The organism is Pseudomonas cedrina subsp. cedrina (assembly GCF_001983175.1).
Lineage (GTDB): Bacteria > Pseudomonadota > Gammaproteobacteria > Pseudomonadales > Pseudomonadaceae > Aquipseudomonas > Aquipseudomonas cedrina.
In genome coordinates this window covers 78,698-100,627 of sequence record NZ_MNPW01000018.1, presented here as the reverse complement: position 1 = coordinate 100,627, position 21,930 = coordinate 78,698, and the positions used below count along the sequence as shown (strand labels likewise).

General features: G+C 61.5%; 18 protein-coding genes, 4 tRNA genes and 1 pseudogene. 15 read left to right on the top strand and 8 right to left on the bottom strand.

Going from position 1 to position 21,930, the window contains the following annotated elements:
• Window positions 1-354: 354 nt before the first annotated feature.
• From BLL36_RS27930 to BLL36_RS27915, 4 genes are all read left to right on the top strand, one after another.
• Window positions 355-1,158 carry an alpha/beta fold hydrolase gene (locus tag BLL36_RS27930; protein ID WP_076954820.1) on the top strand — a complete coding sequence of 268 codons (804 nt, stop codon included), beginning with the start codon at window positions 355-357 and terminating at the stop codon, window positions 1,156-1,158.
• Entirely contained in the window at window positions 1,155-2,009 is an 855-nt protein-coding gene (locus tag BLL36_RS27925) for an alpha/beta hydrolase (protein WP_076954819.1), read from the top strand. Before BLL36_RS27930 ends, BLL36_RS27925 begins: the two co-directional genes overlap by 4 nt.
• A gap of 102 nt (window positions 2,010-2,111) precedes the next feature.
• Window positions 2,112-2,927 (top strand): DUF4892 domain-containing protein, encoded by an 816-nt coding sequence (locus tag BLL36_RS27920; RefSeq protein WP_076954818.1) that lies wholly within the window; start codon window positions 2,112-2,114, stop codon window positions 2,925-2,927.
• Between the two features lie 72 nt (window positions 2,928-2,999).
• Window positions 3,000-4,061, top strand: coding sequence for an AI-2E family transporter (locus BLL36_RS27915; RefSeq protein ID WP_076954817.1), 1,062 nt, complete (start codon window positions 3,000-3,002; stop codon window positions 4,059-4,061).
• 714 nt (window positions 4,062-4,775) lie between these two features.
• On the opposite strand, the gene BLL36_RS27905 is transcribed toward BLL36_RS27915, so the two are convergent.
• Both BLL36_RS27905 and BLL36_RS27900 read right to left on the bottom strand, forming a co-directional pair.
• On the bottom strand, window positions 4,776-5,813 hold the full coding sequence (locus BLL36_RS27905) for a sensor histidine kinase (RefSeq protein ID WP_076954815.1): 1,038 nt from the start codon (window positions 5,811-5,813) through the stop codon (window positions 4,776-4,778).
• Window positions 5,813-6,577: a response regulator gene (locus BLL36_RS27900; protein WP_076954825.1), complete on the bottom strand. Its 765-nt coding sequence runs from the start codon at window positions 6,575-6,577 to the stop codon at window positions 5,813-5,815. Before BLL36_RS27900 ends, BLL36_RS27905 begins: the two co-directional genes overlap by 1 nt.
• Before the next feature lie 258 nt (window positions 6,578-6,835).
• On the opposite strand from BLL36_RS27900, the gene pyrF reads away from it, so the two are divergent.
• Window positions 6,836-7,534, top strand: coding sequence for an orotidine-5'-phosphate decarboxylase (gene pyrF / locus BLL36_RS27895; protein ID WP_076954814.1), 699 nt, complete (start codon window positions 6,836-6,838; stop codon window positions 7,532-7,534).
• A gap of 155 nt (window positions 7,535-7,689) precedes the next feature.
• On the opposite strand, the gene BLL36_RS27890 is transcribed toward pyrF, so the two are convergent.
• Entirely contained in the window at window positions 7,690-8,697 is a 1,008-nt protein-coding gene (locus BLL36_RS27890; RefSeq protein WP_076954813.1) for an NADP-dependent oxidoreductase, read from the bottom strand.
• A 227-nt stretch (window positions 8,698-8,924) separates the two neighbouring features.
• Here BLL36_RS27890 and BLL36_RS27885 point away from each other — a divergent pair, with 227 nt between their 5' ends.
• From BLL36_RS27885 to BLL36_RS31845, 4 genes and pseudogenes are all read left to right on the top strand, one after another.
• Window positions 8,925-9,686, top strand: coding sequence for an SDR family oxidoreductase (locus tag BLL36_RS27885; RefSeq protein WP_076954812.1), 762 nt, complete (start codon window positions 8,925-8,927; stop codon window positions 9,684-9,686).
• A 204-nt stretch (window positions 9,687-9,890) separates the two neighbouring features.
• The gene (locus BLL36_RS27880) at window positions 9,891-11,303 is read left to right on the top strand and encodes an aminotransferase-like domain-containing protein (protein ID WP_076954811.1); all 1,413 of its coding nucleotides are present in this window, start codon (window positions 9,891-9,893) and stop codon (window positions 11,301-11,303) included.
• Window positions 11,304-11,383: 80 nt separating this feature from the next.
• A pseudogene (locus BLL36_RS31850) lies at window positions 11,384-12,478 on the top strand (HAMP domain-containing protein); the annotation flags it as partial.
• On the top strand, window positions 12,467-13,384 hold the full coding sequence (locus tag BLL36_RS31845; protein ID WP_394329505.1) for a methyl-accepting chemotaxis protein: 918 nt from the start codon (window positions 12,467-12,469) through the stop codon (window positions 13,382-13,384). The pseudogene BLL36_RS31850 and the gene BLL36_RS31845, both read left to right, overlap by 12 nt.
• A 36-nt stretch (window positions 13,385-13,420) precedes the next feature.
• Here BLL36_RS31845 and BLL36_RS27870 read toward each other — a convergent pair whose 3' ends face one another.
• Window positions 13,421-14,233 (bottom strand): alpha/beta fold hydrolase, encoded by an 813-nt coding sequence (locus tag BLL36_RS27870; protein WP_076954809.1) that lies wholly within the window; start codon window positions 14,231-14,233, stop codon window positions 13,421-13,423.
• A 129-nt stretch (window positions 14,234-14,362) separates the two neighbouring features.
• The gene (locus BLL36_RS27865; RefSeq protein WP_186694616.1) at window positions 14,363-15,121 is read right to left on the bottom strand and encodes a hypothetical protein; all 759 of its coding nucleotides are present in this window, start codon (window positions 15,119-15,121) and stop codon (window positions 14,363-14,365) included.
• 371 nt (window positions 15,122-15,492) lie between these two features.
• On the opposite strand from BLL36_RS27865, the gene BLL36_RS27860 reads away from it, so the two are divergent.
• The 4 genes from BLL36_RS27860 to BLL36_RS27845 all read left to right on the top strand — a co-directional run bounded on the left by BLL36_RS27860 (window position 15,493) and on the right by BLL36_RS27845 (window position 15,907).
• Window positions 15,493-15,568 (top strand) — tRNA-Glu (locus tag BLL36_RS27860).
• A 4-nt stretch (window positions 15,569-15,572) separates the two neighbouring features.
• Window positions 15,573-15,648 (top strand) — tRNA-Gly (locus tag BLL36_RS27855).
• Window positions 15,649-15,752: 104 nt separating this feature from the next.
• Window positions 15,753-15,828: transfer RNA gene (locus BLL36_RS27850), tRNA-Glu, on the top strand.
• A 3-nt stretch (window positions 15,829-15,831) separates the two neighbouring features.
• Window positions 15,832-15,907, top strand: a tRNA-Gly gene (locus BLL36_RS27845).
• A gap of 98 nt (window positions 15,908-16,005) precedes the next feature.
• On the opposite strand, the gene BLL36_RS27840 is transcribed toward BLL36_RS27845, so the two are convergent.
• Window positions 16,006-17,745, bottom strand: a complete 1,740-nt coding sequence (locus BLL36_RS27840) for a dipeptidase (RefSeq protein ID WP_076954807.1) — start codon at window positions 17,743-17,745, stop codon at window positions 16,006-16,008.
• 393 nt (window positions 17,746-18,138) lie between these two features.
• Here BLL36_RS27840 and BLL36_RS27835 point away from each other — a divergent pair, with 393 nt between their 5' ends.
• Entirely contained in the window at window positions 18,139-19,524 is a 1,386-nt protein-coding gene (locus BLL36_RS27835) for an MATE family efflux transporter (protein WP_076954806.1), read from the top strand.
• On the opposite strand, the gene BLL36_RS27830 is transcribed toward BLL36_RS27835, so the two are convergent.
• Window positions 19,509-20,135: an alanyl-tRNA editing protein gene (locus BLL36_RS27830; RefSeq protein ID WP_076954805.1), complete on the bottom strand. Its 627-nt coding sequence runs from the start codon at window positions 20,133-20,135 to the stop codon at window positions 19,509-19,511. The two genes, BLL36_RS27835 and BLL36_RS27830, sit on opposite strands and share 16 nt — an antisense overlap.
• A gap of 89 nt (window positions 20,136-20,224) precedes the next feature.
• On the opposite strand from BLL36_RS27830, the gene BLL36_RS27825 reads away from it, so the two are divergent.
• Window positions 20,225-21,157: a LysR family transcriptional regulator gene (locus BLL36_RS27825; protein WP_076954804.1), complete on the top strand. Its 933-nt coding sequence runs from the start codon at window positions 20,225-20,227 to the stop codon at window positions 21,155-21,157.
• Between the two features lie 318 nt (window positions 21,158-21,475).
• Here the strand turns inward: BLL36_RS27825 and BLL36_RS27820 are convergent, their stop codons facing one another.
• Window positions 21,476-21,883, bottom strand: a complete 408-nt coding sequence (locus BLL36_RS27820; RefSeq protein WP_017846829.1) for a PA2817 family protein — start codon at window positions 21,881-21,883, stop codon at window positions 21,476-21,478.
• Window positions 21,884-21,930: the final 47 nt, after the last annotated feature.

The following is a 21,930-nucleotide window of genomic DNA, read 5'->3' as shown; positions in this document are numbered from 1 at the left end:
CCGAAGGTACCTAAACCCAAAGAGTGGCTTGAAGGCAAAGCTGCGAATGCCCACGTGTCGACGGATCGGGTGCTCAAGGCCGCTAAAACCAAAAGACCTTGAAAGGGCTGGCCGTAAGGGCGGAACCAATAGCCGCCATGACCCAAACAACGGATATGTACCCGGTCAACCCCAAAAGCCTGGTCGGCCCTAAGGCCGCCACGCAAGCCCCCTCGCCACTCACCGCAGAAAGTCGCATCGAGACCATGCCGCGATAGACATGGCGTGAGTGTCACCCTTCCTGGCAGTTACAGTCATTGCCGTACCCGCCGCGCATGGCGACAATCAACCCCTGCTTCTGTCGATGGATCCGGTATGTCACAGCCTGTGTTTTTCGCCCACGCCAATGGCTTCCCTTCGGCCACCTACGGCAAGTTGTTTGCCGCGCTGGCCCCGGAATACGCGGTAGCGCATCTGCCGCAGCACGGCCACGACCCCAGGTTTCCCGTGGACGATAACTGGCAGAACCTGGTGGACGAACTGATCCATCATCTGGAACAGCAACCGGAACCGGTGTGGGGCGTGGGGCATTCCCTGGGGGGCGTGTTGCATCTGCACGCGGCCATGCGGTGCCCGCAGTTGTATCGGGGTGTGGTCATGCTGGATTCTCCGGTGCTGACCCGCGCCGACCGCTGGGTGATCCGCGCGGCCAAGCGCTTGGGCTTTATCGATCGACTGACCCCGGCCGGGCGCACACTCGGCCGGCGTGAAGAATTCAGCGACCTGGATGCCGCGCGCAGTTATTTCGCCGGCAAGACCCTGTTCCGAGGCTTTGACCCGGACTGCTTCGACGCCTACCTGCAGCATGGCTTGCACCCAGTGGGCGACCGCCTGCGCCTGCGCTTCGACCCGGCCACCGAGATCAGCATCTACCGCGGCGTGCCCCACACCAGCCCCGGCCAGGTGCGCCTGTTGAACATCCCGTTGGCGGTGGTGCGCGGTCGCCAGAGCCGCGTGGTGATGCGTCACCACGCCAGTGGCGTGGGGCGCCTGCCCCTGGGGGAAATGCTCACCATGCCCGGCGGCCACATGTTCCCGCTCGAGCGCCCCCAGGACACCGCGACCTTGATCAAGCAGCTGCTCTCCCGCTGGCAGGCCCGCGAGCGCAGTTGCGCATGAGCACGCCGGTCGAAGAAGTGCGCCTGAGCCTGCCGCATATCGAATTGGCGGCACATCTGTTCGGGCCCGAGGACGGTTTGCCGGTGATCGCCCTGCATGGCTGGCTGGACAACGCCAACAGCTTTGCGCGACTGGCGCCGAAACTGCGGGGTTTGCGCATCGTTGCACTCGACATGGCGGGGCATGGGCATTCGGCGCACCGTCCCGCGGGAGCCGGCTACGCTTTGTGGGATTACGTCTACGACGTGCTGCAAGTCGCCGAACAACTGGGCTGGAAACGTTTTGCATTACTTGGTCACTCCCTTGGCGCCATCGTCTCCCTGGTGCTGGCCGGCGCGTTGCCGGAGCGTGTGACGCACCTGGGATTGATCGATGGTGTGATCCCGCCGACGGCCAGCGGTGAGAACGCCGCCGAGCGGCTGGGCATGGCCTTGCAGGCGCAATTGAACCTGCAGGACAAGCGCAAGCCGGTCTATGACACCCTGGATCGAGCCGTCGAAGCGCGCATGAAAGGCCTGGTGGCGGTCAGCCGTGAAGCCGCCGAATTGCTGGCCCGGCGCGGCCTGATGCCGGTTCCGGGCGGTTACACCTGGCGCACCGACAGCCGGCTTACCCTGGCTTCGCCGATGCGTCTTACCGATGAACAGGCCATGGCCTTCGTGCAAAGGGTGGGCTGCCCTACACAGTTGGTGGTCGCTGCCGACGGCATGCTGGCGAAACATCCCGAATTGCTTTCAAGGCTGCCCTTTACCGTCACCACGCTGCCAGGCGGCCATCATTTGCACGTGAATGATGAGTCTGGCGCGGTCCTTGTTGCAGACTGTTTCAATCGGTTCTTCCGCGCGCCTTGACTTGGGGCGGTCAACTGCCGAGGCTGGGCGGATCGAAAGGGAGTCAACCATGAACAACTTCAACATCGCTATGACCAACGTTGGCCAGGGCTCGTTGATCTTATGAGCGTGCGTAACGGATGTTTCCGTATCCTGGGCTTGAGCCTCCTGAGCCCTTTGGTATTCGCCGCCGACATACCGGGTAGCCAGGACTTGCCCGCCGTGGCCCGTCAGGTCGATTCGCAGATCGTTGATTACCGCCCCGCCGAAGACAAAGAACGCATCTACCCCATGGGCGCGATCCGCAAGATCAGCGGCCAGTTGCGCTATGAAGGCCAGGCCACCGCGCGCGGCCAAGCCACCGCCATCACCTATGAGTTGCCCGCCGAACACAGCGCCAGCGCCGCGTTTACCGCCACGCGCGAAGCGTTGCAGGAAAAGGGCGCGCAGTTGTTGTTCTGGTGCAAGGCCCGCGATTGCGGCGAAAGCAGCCTGTGGGCCAATGAGATCTTCGGCAACGCCAAGCTGGTCGGTGCCGACAGCCAGCAGGAATACCTGTTGCTGCGCCTGGCCGAGAGCGATTCCCTGGTCGCCCTCTACAGCATCACCCGCGGTAATCGCCGCGCCTATCTGCATGTGGAACAACTGGACGCGAGCGCGCCGCTGGGTGACCTGCTGCCCACCTCGGCCACCCTGTTGCGCGAGCTTAAAAGCACTGGCGAGCTGGACTTCCCCGCATTGGGCGCTGAACCGGATGACACCTGGCTGACCCTGATTTCCCGTGGGCTGAACCTCGATACCACCTTGCGCGTAAGTTTGACCGGCCCGAATGCCGAGACCTGGCGCTTGGCCCTGATCGACAAAGGCGTGCGCGCTGCTCGCCTGGAAACCGGCAACGAGGTTGACGCCAAAGGCTTGCACCTGCATCTGATACGCTAGGCGTAGCAAGGCGAGCGGCCCCGTGCCGTTCGCCTAAGCTGTGTTCCTACCGTCTTCTTCTAGAGATACCCCATGCTCAATAATGATCGCCTGCTGGTGCAAATCCTGCTGCTGGTGCTGTTTGGTGCCAGCTTCTGGGTCATGGCGCCGTTCTGGTCGGCGCTGTTCTGGGGCGCGGTGCTGGCGTTTGCCAGTTGGCCGTTGATGGTCCTGCTCACCCGTGGGCTGGGAGGGCGCGAGTCGTTGGCGGCCGGCATCCTGACCTTGGGTTGGATGCTGCTGGTGGCCGCGCCGCTGGTGTGGCTGGGCTTCAACCTCGCGGACCATGTGCGCGATGCCGTGGCGTTGATCAAGGATATCCAGGTCGATGGCTTGCCGGCGGCACCGACCTGGCTCGGTTCTATCCCCTTGGTCGGCGAGCGCCTGGTGGCGATGTGGGACAGCGTCGACCAACAGGGCGCGGCCCTCATGGTCAGCCTCAAGCCATACCTGGGGCAGGTCGGCAATTGGTTGCTGGCGCGCAGTGCGCAGATCGGTGGCGGCATCCTTGAGCTGACCCTGAGCCTGGTGTTCGTGTTCTTTTTCTATCGCGACGGGCCGCGCCTGGCGATGTTCGTGCATCGTTTGTTGGAGCGCCTGATCGGCGATCGTGCCGGTTACTACATCGAACTGGTGGCCGGCACGGTACAGCGCGTCGTCAACGGCGTGATCGGCACCGCCGCCGCCCAGGCCGTGCTGGCGCTGATCGGCTTCCTGATTGCCGGCGTACCGGGCGCGCTGGTGCTGGGCATCGTCACCTTCCTGCTCAGCCTGATCCCCATGGGCCCGCCGCTCGTGTGGATCCCGGCCACGGCATGGTTGGCGTGGAAAGGTGATTACACCTATGCGGTGTTCCTCGGTGTATGGGGCACTTTCATCATCAGTGGCGTGGACAACGTGCTCAAGCCCTACCTGATCAGCCGCGGCGGCAACCTGCCGTTGGTGATTGTGCTGCTCGGCGTGTTCGGCGGCTTGATTGCCTTTGGCTTCATCGGCCTGTTCATCGGCCCGACCTTGTTGGCGGTGGCCTATAGCCTGTTGACGGATTGGAGCGCCACCCAGGCTCAGGGGCGCCGGGAGGATAAACCGTTGTAACTGATCGGTAGAGATCATGTGGGAGCTGGCTTGCCTGCGATGGGCATGGGTATCTACACAACTTTCAACGGTGTGTGGCGAGGAGCTTGCTTGGCGGCCTTCGGGCCGACCGTTTTTTTGGGTTTGACCGAGTACATATCCGTTGCTGCGGTAACGGCGGCTTAGGGTTCCGCCCTTACGGCGGGTCACCTATGTGAATGCACTTTTTTGTAACCCATGTGGTTGTCCCGTACATCGCCCCACCACTTGGTGCCTCGCTTAGGCTCGGCATGCCCGTAATCCGACATTGATTTGGGGGGCCGCCGCCACGCGCCATCCATGGCGCGGGGCGGCTAAACCGGCGTCCTGCCGGTTTACCCCCCAAATCAACATCGAATTACGGCCAGCGTGGTTGACGGGGCGCCTCAGATCAAGATCAAAAACAAAGCGCGGCGGCCTTAGAGCCGACCGGTATTCATGTTGAACTCGGTTCAAAATGTGGGAGCTGTCGAGCCCCAGCGAGGCTGCGAAGGCGGCGGCACTGCTGGAATTTTTTTCGCCTGACCCACCGCTTTCGCAGCCTCGCTAAAGCTCGACAGCTCCCACAGGGGGATTGGTCAACTGAAAGTTGTGTAGATACCCATGCTGCGATGGGGGCCTGTCAGCTAGCCGTTTGAAAGCTGACACTGCGCTATCGCAGGCAAGCCAGCTCCCACATGGGGCAGTGTCGATCCATTAGCTACGCGGCAGCCACATGACCGCCGTCAAGCCGCCCCCTGGCGTTTCCTCAAGGTCCAACCGACCGCCGAGGCGTTCGGCCGCTTCCTTGGAAATCGTCATGCCCAGGCCCACTCCGCCGGAGTTGCGGTTGCGTGAACCTTCCAGCCGGTAGAACGGTTCGAACACCGCTTCACGCTTGTCGGCGGCGATGCCGGGGCCATGATCGATCACGCGGATGACCAGCGCCTCGCGGCTGTCCACCAGTTCGATGCGCGCCGTGCCGGCATAGCGCAAGGCGTTGTCGATGAGGTTATTGAGGCATGAACGCAACGCCATCGGTTGCACTTGCAGCGGCGCGCAGCTGCCGGAAAATTGCACATCGCAGCCCTGGTCCTGGGCGTTTTCGCTCATCGACTCCACCAGCGCCTGCACATCCAGCCAATGCCGGGTTTCGCTGGTGCGTTGTTCGTGCAGGTAGCTCAGAGTGGCATCGAGCATACCGATCATGTCGTCCAGGTCCTGGCGCATCTGGCCTTGCAGCCGGGTGTCTTCGATCTGTTCCAGGCGCAGCTTGAGGCGTGACAGCGGGGTGCGCAGGTCATGGGACACTGCGCCGAGCATGCGCGCGCGTTGGCTGACTTGCTCGCGAATGCGCCGTTGCATCAGGTTGAAGGTCGACGCCGCCCGCTGGGCCTCGCGCGGCCCGGACTCGTCGAGGGGCGGACTGTCCAGGTCCAAGCTCAAGCGCTCGGCGGCTTCACTGAGGCGCTGGATCGGCCGGCTCAGCAGCTTGGCGCCGTACCACGCAGCGATGATCAGCGAGACGAACTGAAACGTCAGCGGCACCAGCGGGCCACCGAACCAGGGGCGGCGATGTGCCTTGGGCAGGGCCGCCATGGACCCGCCCGGTTGCTCCACATAGGCTTCCTGGGGCGGTGGCGGCGGTGGGCCGTAATGGTGAAACCAGATGAATGCCAACACATGGGCCAGCACGATCGCCACCAGCAACACACCGAACAGCCGCCCGAACAGTGTGTTGAACGCGTTGCGCATCAGCCAATATCCCTGGCGTCGAACAGGTAGCCTTCGCCACGCACGGTCTTGATCAACTGCGGTGCCTTGGGGTCGTCACCGAGTTTTTGCCGCAGGCGCGACACCAGCAGGTCGATGCTGCGATCAAAGGCTTCGATGGAACGGCCACGGGCGGCATCCAGCAATTGTTCGCGGCTCAGCACCCGGCGCGGGCGTTCGATAAACACCCACAGCAGCCGGAACTCGGCGTTGGACAACGGCACCACCAGGCCACTGTCGGCCACCAGCTGGCGCAACACGCTGTTGAGCCGCCAGTTGTCGAAGCGGATATTGGCACGCTGTTCACTGCGGTCATCGCGCACGCGGCGCAGGATCGTCTGGATCCGCGCGACCAGCTCGCGGGGCTCGAATGGCTTGGACATGTAGTCGTCGGCACCCAGCTCCAGGCCGATGATGCGGTCGGTGGGTTCGCAGCGGGCGGTGAGCATCAGGATCGGGATGTCCGACTCCGCGCGCAGCCAGCGGCACAGCGACAGGCCGTCTTCGCCCGGCAGCATCAGGTCAAGCACGATCACGTCGAAGGTTTCGGCCTGCATGGCCTTGCGCATCGTGGTGCCGTCGGTAACGCCGGTGGCCAGGATGCCGAAGCGGGCCAGGTAGTCGATCAACAATTCGCGGATCGGCACATCGTCGTCGACGATCAGCGCACGGGTGTTCCAGCGCTTGTCATCGGCGATCACCGCGCCTTTTTGCGCGTCGTTCAAAGAGAAGGGAGGGGTTTGCATGATGCGATCGTCTGCCGTGGGGTTGCGGTCAGCATAGGCGCCCAGCCCCATGGCTGGAAGTGCTGGCGGGTGGGTCGTGCGGGGAGCCTAGGCGTGGTGCGTGTTGTGGGCATGTCGTGAATGTATCAGCTCTGAAACAATTGCCTGAGCGGACCGCCGGACGGCGCCTGGTCAGTATTTACCGATCATCGGATCCCGCAACGGCGCTGCTTGCGCTACAATCCGCGCCGATTTCGACTTGCCTGAGAGCCCACGCCAATGTCCGTCTGCCAGACGCCTATCATCGTCGCCCTGGATTACCCCACCCGTGACGCCGCACTGAAGCTGGCTGACCAGTTGGACCCCACGCTTTGCCGGGTCAAGGTCGGCAAGGAACTGTTCACCAGTTGCGCCGCGGAAATCGTCGGCACCCTGCGTGACAAAGGCTTCGAGGTGTTCCTCGACCTGAAATTCCACGATATCCCCAACACCACCGCCATGGCGGTCAAGGCCGCCGCCGAAATGGGCGTGTGGATGGTTAACGTGCACTGCTCCGGCGGCCTGCGCATGATGACCGCGTGCCGTGAAGTGCTGGAACAGCGCAGCGGTCCCAAGCCGTTGCTGATCGGCGTGACCGTGCTGACCAGCATGGAACGTGAAGATTTGGCCGGTATCGGCCTGGACATCGAGCCCCAGGAGCAAGTATTGCGCCTCGCCGCCCTGGCGCAAAAAGCCGGCCTCGATGGCCTGGTGTGCTCGGCGCTGGAAGCCCAGGCGCTGAAAACCGTGCATCCGTCGCTGCAACTGGTGACCCCGGGGATTCGCCCGGCGGGCAGCGCCCAAGATGACCAGCGCCGCATCCTGACCCCACGCCAGGCACTGGACGCGGGCTCGGATTACCTGGTGATCGGTCGCCCGATCAGCCAGGCGGCGGATCCGGCAGCGGCGTTGGCGGCTGTAGTCGCCGAAATCGCCTGACCGCTAAAGCGCGCACATTCAATGTGGGAGCTGGCTTGTCGGATCGCCGCACCGCTGCGATAGCATCAACCCGGTATGACAGAAAGACCGAGTCGTTTGCATCGCAGGCAAGCCAGCTCCCACAGGTACAGTGGTCACACGGGCCGTTGGGGGTGTCAGCTGACCTTGAGCACCAACTTCCCAAAGTTCTCGCCATTGAACAGCTTCATCAGCGTTTCCGGGAATGTCTCCAGCCCCTCCACGATATCTTCCTTGCTCTTGAGCTTGCCCTGCGCCATCCAGCCGGCCATTTCCTGGCCGGCGGCGGCGAAGTGAGCGGCATGATCCATCACCACAAACCCCTCCATGCGCGCGCGGTTGACCAGCAGTGACAGATAGTTGGCCGGCCCCTTCACCGCCTCCTTGTTGTTGTACTGGCTGATGGCGCCGCAAATCACCACGCGGGCCTTCAGTGCCAGGCGGCTGAGCACCGCGTCCAGAATGTCGCCGCCGACATTGTCGAAATACACATCCACGCCCTTGGGGCACTCGCGCTTGAGAGCGGCGGGCACGTCTTCGCTTTTGTAGTCGATGGCGGCATCAAAGCCCAACTCGTCCACCAGGAACTTGCACTTGTCGGCGCCGCCGGCAATACCCACCACGCGGCAGCCTTTGATCTTGGCGATCTGCCCGGCGATGCTGCCCACGGCGCCGGCCGCGCCGGAGATCACCACGGTTTCACCGGCCTTGGGCGCGCCGGTCTCCAGCAGCGCGAAATAAGCGGTCATGCCGGTCATGCCCAGGGCAGACAAGTAGCGCGGTAACGGCGCCAGTGCAGGGTCGACCTTGTAGAAACCACGCGGCTCGCCCAGGAAGTAGTCCTGAACGCCCAAGGCGCCATTGACGTAGTCACCGACCGCGAATTTCGGGTTGTTCGACGCGATCACTTTTCCCACGCCCAGCGCACGCATCACTTCCCCAATGCCGACCGGCGGAATGTAAGACTTGCCTTCATTCATCCAGCCGCGCATGGCCGGATCGAGGGACAGGTATTCATTGCGCACCAGCACCTGGCCGTCCTGAGGCGTGCCCACCGGGACTTCCTGGTAAGTGAAGGTTTCCCGGGTGGCCGCGCCGACCGGGCGCTTGGCGAGGAGGAATTGGCGGTTGGTCTGGGCGGTCATGGCAGGGACTCTTCTGGAAATGAACCTCAAGTGATAGACCTTGAACGCTTCAGGGGCAAGGTTCACCGGCGGCGCGAATGCTGGCCGATAGGTGTTGCTGATAGTCGGCCCGTGTGCCTTATCACTGCGATCCATGCAGCCATAACCGGCCTTCTGATAGTGCTGACATGTGCGGCGCGGCGTTGGCTAGACTCGGCCCCCGGTTACATTTCCCACAGGACATCCTTATGAGCATGACGTTTTCCGGCCAGGTTGCCCTGGTGACCGGCGCCGCTGCCGGTATTGGCCGTGCGACCGCGCTGGCGTTCGCCGCCGAAGGCCTGAAAGTGGTGGTCGCGGACCTGGATGCGGCGGGGGGCGAGGGCACCGTCGCCCTGATCCGGCAGGCCGGCGGCGAAGCGCTGTCTGTACGCTGCAACGTCACGCTTGAGGCCGATGTGCAGCAGTTGATGGCTCAGACTGTCGCCGCCTATGGCCGCCTGGACTACGCCTTCAATAATGCCGGGATCGAGATCGAGAAAGGCAAGCTGGCCGACGGCAGCCTGGATGAGTTCGACGCGATCATGGGCGTCAACGTCAAAGGCGTGTGGTTGTGCATGAAGTACCAGTTGCCGCTGCTGCTGGCCCAGGGCGGCGGGGCCATCGTCAACACCGCGTCGGTCGCGGGTTTGGGCGCGGCGCCGAAGATGAGCATTTATGCAGCGTCCAAGCATGCGGTGATCGGCCTGACCAAATCGGCAGCCATCGAATATGCGAAAAAGAAAATCCGCGTCAACGCGGTGTGCCCGGCCGTGATCGATACCGATATGTTCCGGCGCGCCTATGAAGCCGATCCGCGCAAAGCCGATTTTGCCGCCGCCATGCACCCGGTCGGGCGTATCGGCAAGGTCGAGGAAATCGCCAGCGCGGTGCTGTATCTGTGCAGCGATGGCGCGGCATTCACCACTGGCCAGGCCTTGGCGGTGGACGGTGGCGCAACGGCGATCTAGGACCTCGCGTCGCCCTTCATTCGAAAAGGTTTGGCAGGGCTGTGGGGCGTTTCCATGGCTGGCGGTGCGCTTTGTCGGAATGTGTATCACTAGGTAAATAACTCAATAAAATCAATAATTTAATAAAACTTGGCGACCGGTTGCCGGAGGCTTCTGTGCTTAACTGTTGAGGGTTGAATAACAAACAGTTGAAGTGAGTGGCGCATGGATTTAGGGATCGATCGACAAGCCCTTGTACCGGTGGTGCAGCAAATCATCAGCGCGGTGGCGCAATGGATTCGCAACAGTGGCGCGAGGCCCGGCACCCGCTTGCCGTCCATCCGGCAGGTGGCTCTCGATAACCTGCTGAGCCAGTCCAGCGTGATCGAGGCGTTCGAGCGGATGGTCGCCCAGGGTTTGCTGGTGTCGAAGCAGGGCGCGGGTTTCTGGGTGGCCGAGCCGCCGCCGTCGCAGGAAGGCCAGTGGTACGAAGGCGCGGAGCGGGATTGGGGAGCGTTCGTCGACAATCCGTTGGGTGAGCTGAAACTGGGCTGCGGTTGGTTGCCGGATGCCTGGCGTGAAAGCGATGACATCAGCTACGCGATTCGCGAAGTAACCCGTACCGACACCGCCGGCCTGTTCAACTACAGCACACCCTTGGGCTTGCCTGCGCTGCGCGAGCAACTGCTCAAGCGCCTGACCCAGGCCCATATCGCCACCGACCTTGATCGTATCCTCACGACCGCAGGCGCCAGCCATGCCCAGGACTTGCTGATACGCACATTACTCAAGCCCGGCGACTGCGTGGTGGTGGAAACGCCGGGGTACGGCAACCTCTACCGGCAACTGGCCTTCCATAGCGTACACCTGTTGCAAGTGCCGCGCACCCGCGGCGGCCCGGACATTGCGGCGCTCGAAGCCCTGTTGCAGCGCCATCGCCCCAAGTGTCTGTTCATCAACAGCCTGTATCACAACCCCACGGGCTCGAGCCTGTGCCGTACTGTAGCCGAGCATTTGCTGGCGCTGGCGCGGCGCGAAAACTTCCTGATCATTGAAGAGGATGTGTTCGGCGACTTGCAACACGCCAGCTGCACGCGGCTTTCGGCATTACCCCACGATGACCGGGTGATCTACGTCGCGAGCTTTTCCAAGACCCTGAGCTCTGCCCTACGCGTGGGCTACCTGAGTGCGAGCACGGCGATCATTGCGCAATTGGCCAGCCTCAAGACCATGACCGGGTTCGGCACCTCGCGGTTTGCCGAGGCGGTGGTGGCGACGCTGCTGGCCAACGGCACTTATCGCAAGTGGGTGCAGCGCCTGCGCAAGCGGCTGAATACGCAAATGGCGGCGACGTTGCAGGTGCTGGAGGATGAAGAGTGGGACGTGTTCGTCGCCCCCGCCGGCGGCATATTCCTGTGGGCGCGGCCAGGGGTGAAGGATCGTTCGCGGCTGCAAGCGTGCGCGCGGCGGCTCGGCGTTTTGTTGTCGCCGGGCGCGCTGTTCAGTCCGACGGGCGAACCCAGTGAGTGGCTGCGCATCAATGTGGCGTACGCCGACGATCAACGGGCCTTGGCGTTGTTCCGCGCAATGGGGCCCGCCAGATCGACCTCGACCATCCTGAAAACGACGGGCGTGTAGCTTTTTGCCATTATTGTGGCGCCGGTGACTTGTGTTCGAGGCCCTGTGGTTGCGAATCTGGCCTATGTAAACCGGGCTTGATGGCATCTGCCATTGCGAGAGGATACAAGGCAATGATTTCGGGCGTGCAACGACAATTCGCCAACCTCGGTATGGCAAAAAAACTGGGCTTGGGTTTTACCCTGGTGCTGCTGTTGACGGCCCTGGTCGCGGCCATCGGCGTGTGGTCCCTGCAAACCGTCGGGCAACGGTTCGAGGGGCTCAAGGCCATGTCATCGCTCAACAGTGGCTTGCTCAAGGTGCGCCTGATCGAACAGGACTATGCGCTGCATGCCGACCCCAAGGCCGTCGATGCCCTGCATGAAAGTGTCGATGCCCTGGCTGCCCTCGCGACCAGCCTCAAGGCTCAATCAGCGGCGAACGTGCCGGTGATGACCGATGTTGAACTCGCCCTGGCCGCCTACCGCAAGGCGTTCGATGAGTTCGTCGAACTGACCCAGACCAAGGACCTGGCGTTGGAAATGGCCAGTTGGTCAGTGTCCAGTGTTGCGAATAACCTCGACGTCTTGCAGGCCGGGCTGGCCGATGACGGCGCCTACGGTTTGAAGGAAAGCCAGGGCAAGGAGGGCGCCGAATTCATCGAGCAGGCAGGGCAGATCAGTCAGGTATCACGCTTGATGTTGCAAGCCATGAACGAGGCCCATGTCCGTCTGGACCAGAGCCGCAAGGTGAGCGACGAAGACGCTGCGCAGGGCAAGATCGAGCAGGCCGATCAAGCCCTGGCCCAGGTCGAGCAACTGAAAACCACGGTCAAGGACTCGGGCTACCAGACCGTGCTCAACGAAGTCTCCGGGCATATCGCCGCGTTCAGCGAAAAGCTGGGCGAGTACACCGACCTGCTGGCGCAGGAGAAGGTCGTCTACAAACAGCTGCATGAGCGTGCCGACCAAGTCGTCAGCCGGGTCAACCTGGCTTACGACGCCGAAGACCAGTCGATGCAGGCACAGTTGAAGAAAAGCGCGCTGCTGATCATTGGTTCTTCTGCCCTGGCGCTGCTGGTGGGCTTGATTGCGGCATGGTTGATTACCCGATTGATTGTCGCGCCGCTGCGCAGTGTGATTGCCGTGGCCCGGCAGATCGCCGCCGGCGACTTGAGCGGGCGCATGGATGTCAGCCGCCGCGATGAAATCGGCCAATTGATGCAGGCGATGCAGCAGATGGGCAATGGCCTGAGCCAAATGGTCAGCGGCCTGCAGGCCGGCATCGAGCAATTGGCCAGTTCGGCGCAGTCACTGTCCAGCGTCACCGAGCAGACCAATGCCGAAGTCAGCAACCAGAAAGAAGAAACCGAACAGGTTGCCACGGCGATGAACCAGATGACCGCCACCGTGCACGACGTGGCGCGCAACGCCGAAGAGGCCGCGCAAGCAGCGCAGACGGCGGACGACAAAGTCGACAGCGGCCAACAGGTGGTACGCCAGAGTTTGCAGCGCATCGAATTGCTGGCCGCCTCCAGCACCCATGCCAGCGCCAGCATCGAGAGCCTGAGCGCAGAGATCCAGCATATCGGCACCGTATTGAGCGTGATCAAAAGCGTGGCCGAACAGACCAACCTGCTGGCCCTCAATGCCGCCATCGAAGCCGCGCGTGCCGGTGAACAGGGCCGCGGTTTTGCGGTGGTGGCCGATGAGGTGCGCGCCTTGGCCAAGCGCACCCAGCAATCGACCGAAGAAATCGAGCGCCTGGTCGCTACCTTGCGCAGTGCGGCGCAGTCCTCGGTGCAGCAGATCCAGCAAAGCGGCGAGCTGGTGAAACTGGCGGTGAGCGACGCACTGGAAACCGAAAGTGCCCTGGGCAGCATCGCGGCGGCGGTGTCGTTGATCCAGCAGATGAACCAGCAGATTGCGGCGGCGGCCGAAGAGCAAAGCTCGGTGGCCGAGGAGATCAACCGTAGCGTGACCAGTATCCGCGCCAGTGCCGATCAGTCGGCGTTGAGCATGCAAGGCAACGCCGCGTCGAGTATTCAACTGGCGCAGTTGGGGGCGGAACTCAAGGGTATGGTGGGGCACTTCCGGCTGTGATCGCCGCGCGTACGCAGCGATCACAGGGGAGGGCGGTCAGGCGTGGTTGGCGAGGAAGGTCAGCAGCGCTTCGTTGACGAAGTCGGGGTTTTCCAGTGCGCTGATATGGCCAGCTTGCGGGATCAGGATCAGGCTGCACCCGATCAAGTCGGCCATTTCCCGGGATTCGGCCGGCGGGCGTGGTTTGTCCTGATCGCCGCACATCACCAGCGTGGTGTCGGCGTCCAGGCGCGGCAGTTGGTCCAGCACATCCTCTCGACTGAAGATCAGCCGGCCCAACGGCACCACGCTGTGTACCAGGCGATCCCGGGAAAAGTTCTGCAGGGCCTGGCGAAAATCCTGGTACAGCGCCGATTCGCGATCGATATCCGGGCGGAAGAAGATCGGCGCGACCACATCCAGCAACGGCTCGGGAATGGCGCCGGCATCCTCGATCATCTTGAACAGCGAGAAATAGTACTGTCGCGTGGCCTCGGGCTCGGCGCCGAGGTAAGTGTCCATCAGCACCAGACTGTTGACCCGTTCGGGCGCCATCAATGCCAGGCGCGCGCCCCACATGCCGCCCACCGACAGGCCAACCAGGTTGACCTGCGCGATGTCCAACTGATCCAGCAGCACCAGGGCCTGGCGCGCAAGGTCATCGAGGGAGCGGGTTTGCGTGGGCTGCGGACCTGATTCGCCATGCCCCCACAACTCTGGAACGATCACGCGGTACTGCTGCGACAGGGCTTCGATCTGCGGCGCCCACATGCCACTGTCCCACAAGTAGCTCGAGCCCAGCAGGACGACGGGACCGGAACCCTGGTCGAGGTAGTGCAGCGGTTGTCCAGCAATGATGGCGACAGGCATGGCGGGCCTCTGACTTCGTGGGAGTAGGGGCACTTTTTTACGCGAGAAACGGGGGGAGGGATAGATCCAAACTGATGGCACTTGCAATGGGCGGGCTCGTCGAATCGTCGACACCGCCCGCCCAGTGCATCAGTCGTAGATGACTTTCTTTTTCCATTCGGCGTCGGCTTCGACTTCCTTCATGCCCTCGTTCAGTTCGTTGACTTCCTCGGCGGTCTGCTTGCTGTTGGCCAGCACCGTGGAGTTGGCGCGGGCCAGTTGGGCTTCCAGCTGCTGCAGCTGTGCGCTGTAAAGCACGGGTTCCGGTTGTTTGCGCAGATACTGCGCGCCGCGTTCGAAGGCCAGGCGCGCCTGGCCTGGCTGACCTTGTTGCAGGGCGTGCTGGCCGAGATTGTTGAAGAACTCGATATGCAGCAACACCAGGATATGGCGGATCTCCTTGATCCAGTGCTTGGCCTCGTTGGCCGGCAGGAAACCGTCCTGGGCGGCACGGGTGACCTGGCCATGCAAGGCTTCGAGCAGGAAGCGCACGTCCTTGGCCTTGGCTTCGGTCTGGATCGGGGCGGGCGGGTTGTTCACCGGGATCGATTCACCCTGGGCCGCCAGCGCATTCAGCTCGGTGATGCGAGCCTTGATCGGTGCACTGTTCTTGTTGAGGTTCAACAGGCGCTGATTGACGTTGAGCTCAAGGCGGGTCAGCAACAGCTTGAGCCCCGGGGTCATCAACTGGCCAGGGAAGGTCTCGGTGATTTCACCGCAACGGCGCAGGCGATCGTTGAGCTCGATCTCGGTGCGCTTCTTTTCCAGCTTGTTGTTTTCCACCACGTGGTTCATATAGCCAATGGCGATCAGTATTGCGATCCCGGCTATTACCAGCAGGGTGATCATGAGTGGTGTCACCGGTGCGACCTCTTTATAGGGTTTACAGTGTGGAGTGTAGTGACTGGGCGACCCGGCGGATAGAACAGATCGACCAGTTGCCCAGGTAGTTTGCTTCTATATAGTCGGATCTCTCGGATGGATGCACATTGCCATCATTTGCCGCAGCGAACTATAGCGTCTTGTCGGGTGCCAGAATATAGGCGTCAAGACCCGGACAGGCACAATCGCCTCGCAAGCCCGCAAAGCGGGGCGAAGTCATTGATTTAAATAAATTTATCCTTGGGGGTTGACGACCTTTCAATCCATCCATAGAATGCGCGCCACTTACAGCGTAAAGCACACAGCGAAACGCGGTAGGGAGTGAATGTTGTACGTGTGTCCCCTTCGTCTAGTGGCCTAGGACACCGCCCTTTCACGGCGGTAACAGGGGTTCGAGTCCCCTAGGGGACGCCAATATGCGGGAATAGCTCAGTTGGTAGAGCACGACCTTGCCAAGGTCGGGGTCGCGAGTTCGAGTCTCGTTTCCCGCTCCAAGTTTAAGCAGTGTGGCTCTCGGGCGGCACTGAGTGAAACCAGGGCAGAATCTTCGGATTCAATCCTTGGGCACTGGAATACACACCATGTATTTCAGTAGCGTGTCCCCTTCGTCTAGTGGCCTAGGACACCGCCCTTTCACGGCGGTAACAGGGGTTCGAGTCCCCTAGGGGACGCCATTTGCGGGAATAGCTCAGTTGGTAGAGCACGACCTTGCCAAGGTCGGGGTCGCGAGTTCGAGTCTCGTTTCCCGCTCCATATTCAAGAAAACGCCGATCAGAGATGATCGGCGTTTTTTTATGCGCAAATTTCATGCAAATTGAAAAAGCCCGCCATCACGACGGGCCCTGCGGCGATCAAAGCTTCGGCAACTGCCCGATGCGTCCCATCATTTCAGTGACGATCTGCAAGTCCAGCAGGAACTGGTCGACGGTCTTGAACTCGTTGTCGGTGTGCCCGGTGTATTTCACTTCCGGCCGTGCGAGGCCGAATTGCACGCCGTTGGGCAGTTCATGCACCGAGGTTGCGCCGGCCGAAGTGCCGAACTTGTGCTCCATGCCCAGATTCTCGCTGGCCACCGCCAACAGGGCCTTGACCCATTCACCTTCCGGGTTGCGGTACATCGGCTCGGCCACGGAGTAGGTGAAGTCCACGTTGACCTTGGATTGCTTGTCCCAGGCGCTCAGCTTGTCGGCAATTTCGGTCTTGAGTTTTTCCGGCGACTTGCCCTTCGGCACGCGCAGGTTCACCGCCAGCTTGAAGGCTTTGTCATCCAGGCCGACAAAGGTCAATGAGGTGGTCAGTGGCCCCATGAACGCATCGGAGAAGCCCACGCCCAGTTTACCGCCCAGGTAATCCAGGCCCCAATTGTCCGACGCATAACGCGCGGCGTCGGTGATGTGGTTGTGCTTGAGGGCGATCTTGCCGTCGACGCTGTGGATCAGCTCCAACATGCGCGCGACCGGGTTCACCCCGGATTCAGGTTCCGACGAGTGAGCGGACACGCCGGTGACGGTCAGCTTGACGTCTTTGCCGTCGACTTTGGCCACGACTTGAAAATCGCCACCGTTGCGCTTGGCATATTCGGTACCGGCCTTTTGCAGGCTGGCGGCCAACTGCGCAGGCTGGTCGCTCACGAACGTAGCCACCGACGCCGAAGGAATCTGGTTGGTCGCCATGCCGCCCGTCATCGAGATGATTTGCGCGCCTTCGCCTTCACCCTGGCGCCGCGGGAAGGTCGCCATCACTGTGCCGTAGCCTTTCTCGGCAATCACCACCGGGTAGCCGCCATCCAGCGCAAGGTTGTACTGCGGTGTCGGGTTCTTTTCGAAGTAATAGGGAATCGCGTCGCCGGAAGTTTCTTCGGTGGTGTCCACCAGCAGCTTGAAGTTGCGCGCCAGCGGCAGCTTTTCTTCCTTGATCACCTTCATGGCATACATGGCCACTACGATGCCGTTTTTGTCATCTTCGGTACCACGGCCATACATGCGATCGCCGATCAGCGTGACCTTGAACGGATCGAGCTTGGTGCCATCTTTCAGCACCCAGTTCTCCGGCGTCACCGGCACCACGTCAGCATGGGCGTGGATACCGACCACTTCGTCGCCGCTGCCTTCCAGGGTGATTTCGTACACACGGTTATCAATGTTGCGGAAATTCAGATTGAAGGCCTTTGCCAGGTCCTGGATTTTGCCGGCGATCTTGATGAATTCCGGATTCTTGTACTGCGGCACGCCGTCGACGTTAAACGTCGGGATCTCCACCAACTCACGCAGGGTCTCGGTGGCCGCCTTGCCGTACTTCACTCGGGTATAGAGGCCCAGTAGCCGATTGATCTCGTTCTGCTGGTCGGCGCTCAGGGTTTTGTCGGCGAGGAAGGCATTGATTGCCGGGCCGACATCGCTGGTCTTGCCCAGGTCGCCTTTGACCAAGGTGCCGAGGAAACCGCGAAAATCGGTGACGGAGGTTTCGTTGAATTGCTTGAGGATCGCCGTGCTCTGGTCCGGGGTGATATTGGCGGAAGCGGGGCTGGTGATGGCCGAAAGGCTCGCCGCGAGCAGGATGGCGGTAGCCAGGTGCTTGAGTGGAAAGTGCATGGAGAGACGCATTCCTTTGCAAGTGAATTGGAAAATTTCTGATCGAAATGTCAGAAACAATTTCACACATTAACACCGCACAGGAGAGGGTAGGGAGCGTTGAATGAGTGAAATATCCTACGTCGATACGAATGCGTCCGGTGCAAAAGAGGCTAGCTGCCAATTTTCAAAAGAACAACGTGACGCCGTGGGTTTTCGGTCAATGCCCTGCCTTGGACAGCGCCTGACGGTTTCGATGGCGGTGCGCAATAAGCCCTGCGGTGGTGCGGGGCAGGCGCGATTAAGCTTTAAGGGATATTTCCTCGCGTGCAATCGGAAACCTCTGACTTGTCGGGTGCATGAGGGGCATTGATAAATGCACGCCTCTTAGTGCTTCAAGGAAATCTGGTTTTTATGTCCGCCACTCGTAGTCCGTTTAACCGTGCGAATTTTCAGGAAATCAATGCCACGGCCAGGTTAGCGTTACCGCTATTGGTGGGGCATGTGTCGGTGGGGCTGATTGCCCTGGTCGACAACGTCATTGCCGGCCATCACGGCACGGTCACTCTCGCGGCGGTGACCTTGGGCACTGCGCTCTTGTGGTTGCCGATGCTGGTGCCCATCGGCACGTTGATTGCCCTGACTGCCCAGGTGGCGAAGTTGTCAGGCGCGGGACGGGAGGCCGAAATAGGCGCCGTATTCCGCCAGGCGCTGTGGCTGGCGCTGGGAATGGGCGGGCTGATGTTCCTGTTTCTCAGCCTGGCCCGGTGCTGGCTTGAGGCTGCCGGTATTGCCGCTGATGTCATTCCGCAGACGCAAGCGTTCCTGTCCGCAGTGCGCTGGGGAAGCCCAGCCCTGACCCTGTTTTTTTGCATGCGTTATTTGAGTGAGGGCATGCGTTGGATGCGCCCGACCATGGTGTTCGGCTTCGGCGGGTTGTGCGTGCTGGTGCCGCTGGGGTATGGCTTGACCCACGGTAGGTGGGGGTTTCCTGAACTGGGCGCGCAAGGACTGGGCATTGCGTCGGCAAGCATGATGTGGTTGCAAGCGATCCTCTTTGCGTTCTATTTGTGCAGTACGACCCGGTTTTCGCATCTGCGCCTGTTCGAGTATTTTGAGTGGCCAAACCTGGCGCAATTACGTGGTTTGTTGAGTGTCGGATTGCCAATAGGGGTTGCGATACTGATGCAAGGCGGCCTGTTTATTGCGACTACGTTATTGATCGGTCAATTAGGCGCGGTGTCCCTTGCGGCGCATCAGATTGCCGTCAACGTGGCGCAGGTCTGTTTCATGGTTCCGGTGGCAGTGGCCGAAGCGACGACTGTTCGAGTAGGGCACGCGCTTGGGCTTGGAGAGCGCACGGGTATTCGACGCGCTGCGAGTGCGGGTTACGTGATTGTCTGTATGACTCAACTGCTTTCTGCGAGCGTTTTGCTGTTTGCCCATGGGGCGATCGCACAGTTGTACACCCAAGATGTCGCGGTCATCGCGCTGGCTTCGACGCTTTTGCTTTATGCTGCACTGTTGCAACTGCCTGATGGCTTGCAGATGCTCGCATCCGGGGCGCTGCGAGGGCTGCAAGACACCCGGCTGCCGATGATGATCGCGGTGGCTTCTTACTGGGGAATCGGCATGCCCCTGGGTGTTTGGTTAGGCTTGGGACTGGGCTGGGGGCCGCAAGGGATGTGGATCGGCCTGATCACCGCGCTCAGTGTTGCAATGGTACTGATGGGCTGGCGTCTTCACCGCAGCAGTCGTCTTCCCGCAGGTGCTGGTTTATCGCGTCAATCGCAGCGGTAGCGCACCGACAGCGCGCCTTTTTTCTCCGACAGCGCCAAGATGGTCACCTGGCCCAGCTCGCCCAATCTCTGCACATGGGTGCCGCCGCAGGCATACGCGGGCAATGGGCCAAAGCCGACTTCGCGGGTGCCGTCTTCCAGGTTCATATGGCGTGGATAGTCCGCAGCGATCCATTGGTCGAGCTGTTGCTGGAGCGCCTCGGCCTCCATGGCTTGCGCCGCCTCGCCACGAATAAAGGTGATCTTGCCTTCGCCTGGCCAGTGATGGGCCTTGATCGGCATCCAACCCAGGGACTCGCCGGCGTTGCCGATCAAATGGCCGGCCGAATGCAGCCGGCTGTGCAACGCGCGGCGCTGTTCATCGACCTGGGCGGTGACCGGGCCGGGCGCCAGTGGCCGGTCAACGTAGTGCACCACTCGGTCGGCTTCCTGGACGACGCGCAGCACGGTGCTTTCGCTGAGCCAGCCGGTGTCGAAGGGTTGCCCACCGCCCTGCGGGTGGAAGATCGTCGACTGCAGGATGACCGCAAACTGCTGCTCGTGAGGGGTGCAACTCAGCACCTCAAGCTCTGCCGTCAGGTGGTCGTGGGTGAAAAACAGGCGTTCGGTCATTATTTACATCCGCATCAGGGGTCTGCGGGCAGTATAAGTTGTGCGTGAATGGGCGATAATCCGCTCATCTATCAATGGACCTGTGCACCATGAGCATCAATCTACCGTTACCACTGCTGGGCGAGATGGCGATTTTCGTCAAGGTGGTGGAAACCGGCAGTTTTTCCGAAGCCGCCCGGCAGATGGGCGCTTCGCCTTCTTCGGTGAGCCGCAGTATCTCGCGCCTGGAAAAAGCCCTGGCGATGCGTTTGCTGCAGCGCACGACGCGCAAGTTGCGCTTGAGCGAAGGCGGTGAAGAGGTATTCACGCGCTGCCAGGAGATGGTCAACGCGGCGCGCTCTGTGATGGAGATCAGCGGCCAGTTTACCCATGAGGCCGAAGGGCTGGTGCGGGTCAGCGTGCCCAAGGCCGTGGGGCGGTTCGTGGTGCATCCGCATATGCCGGAGTTCCTGCGGCGCTATCCCAAGGTGGATGTGCAGTTGATTCTTGAGGATCGGCAGGTGGACCTGATCGATGACAATATCGACCTGAGTATCCGCATCACCGACAGCCCGCCGCCGGGGTTGGTCGGCCGGCAGTTATTGCCCATCGAGCACCTGCTGTGTGCAACGCCGGAGTATCTGGCCGAGCACGGTACGCCGGGCCATCCCCATGATCTGCTGGAGCACAGTTGCATCTACCTGGGGGAAACACCCGGCGACTCGCGCTGGAAATTTCGCCAGGCCGGCAAGTCGGTGACAGTGGCCGTGCGCGGGCGGTATGCGGCGAACCACACCGGCGTGCGGCTGGATGCGGTGTTGCAGCATGTGGGAATTGCCAGCTTGCCGTATTTCACGGCGCGTCATGCGCTGGAGGAGGGGCGGTTGGTGCAGGTGTTGCCCGAGTGGGATTTTATTGCGTCCTACCATGGCGAGGCGTGGTTGCTGCATTCGCCCACGCGCTATCTGCCGCCGAAGTTGCGGGTGTTTATTGATTATCTGGTGGGGTGCATGGCTACTGAACCGACACTGCGCCGTCGGTAGAGGTTGCGCTGGCTTGTTGTGGGCCTGGCTTGCCTGCGATGCGAACGACTCGGTATATCAGTCTCACCGAGGTGATGCTATTGCAGCATCGGTATCACACAATTTCCGGTGAACGCAAAGTCTGCGGTAAATGGGCTTGTTGTGGCGAGCGGGCTTGCCCCGCGTTGGGCTGCGAAGCGGCCCTAAAACCAGGCGCTGAGTTTCTCCAGGATTATCTCAGTGCGTTCACTGGGGCCGCTTCGCAGCCCAACGCGGGGCAAGCCCGCTCGCCACAACGAAATTTGTCAGCCTCTGAAGGAAGTGTAGCTTCCACAGGTATCAGTGCTTGCTCTGGTCTTGCGGCATGGCCAGCAGCTGTTTTTCCTGGTTCCAGTCGAACGGTTCGTCGTTCTGTTCGGCTTCGAAGCGACGCTCTTCCAGGGCCTGGTACAGGTCCAGTTCTTCGTCCGGCATGAAGTGCAGGCAGTCACCGCCAAAGAACCACAGCAGGTCGCGCGGCACCAGGTGGGCAATTTGCGGGTACCGCAGGATGACCTGGCTCATCATATCCTGGCCCAGGTACTGGCTTTCGATCGGATCGATCGGCAGCAGGGCGCGCAATTCGTCGAAACGCTCCAGAAACAGCAGATGGCTTTCCTCGGGTACCTGTTCGGCTTCGCCGACGGCAACCAGGATGCTGCGCAAGTGGTCGAGCAAGACGAGATGATCGGCAACGACGTTGGACACGAGATAAGTCCTCTAAAGCAAAAACGGGCGCGAGAGTATATAGCTCT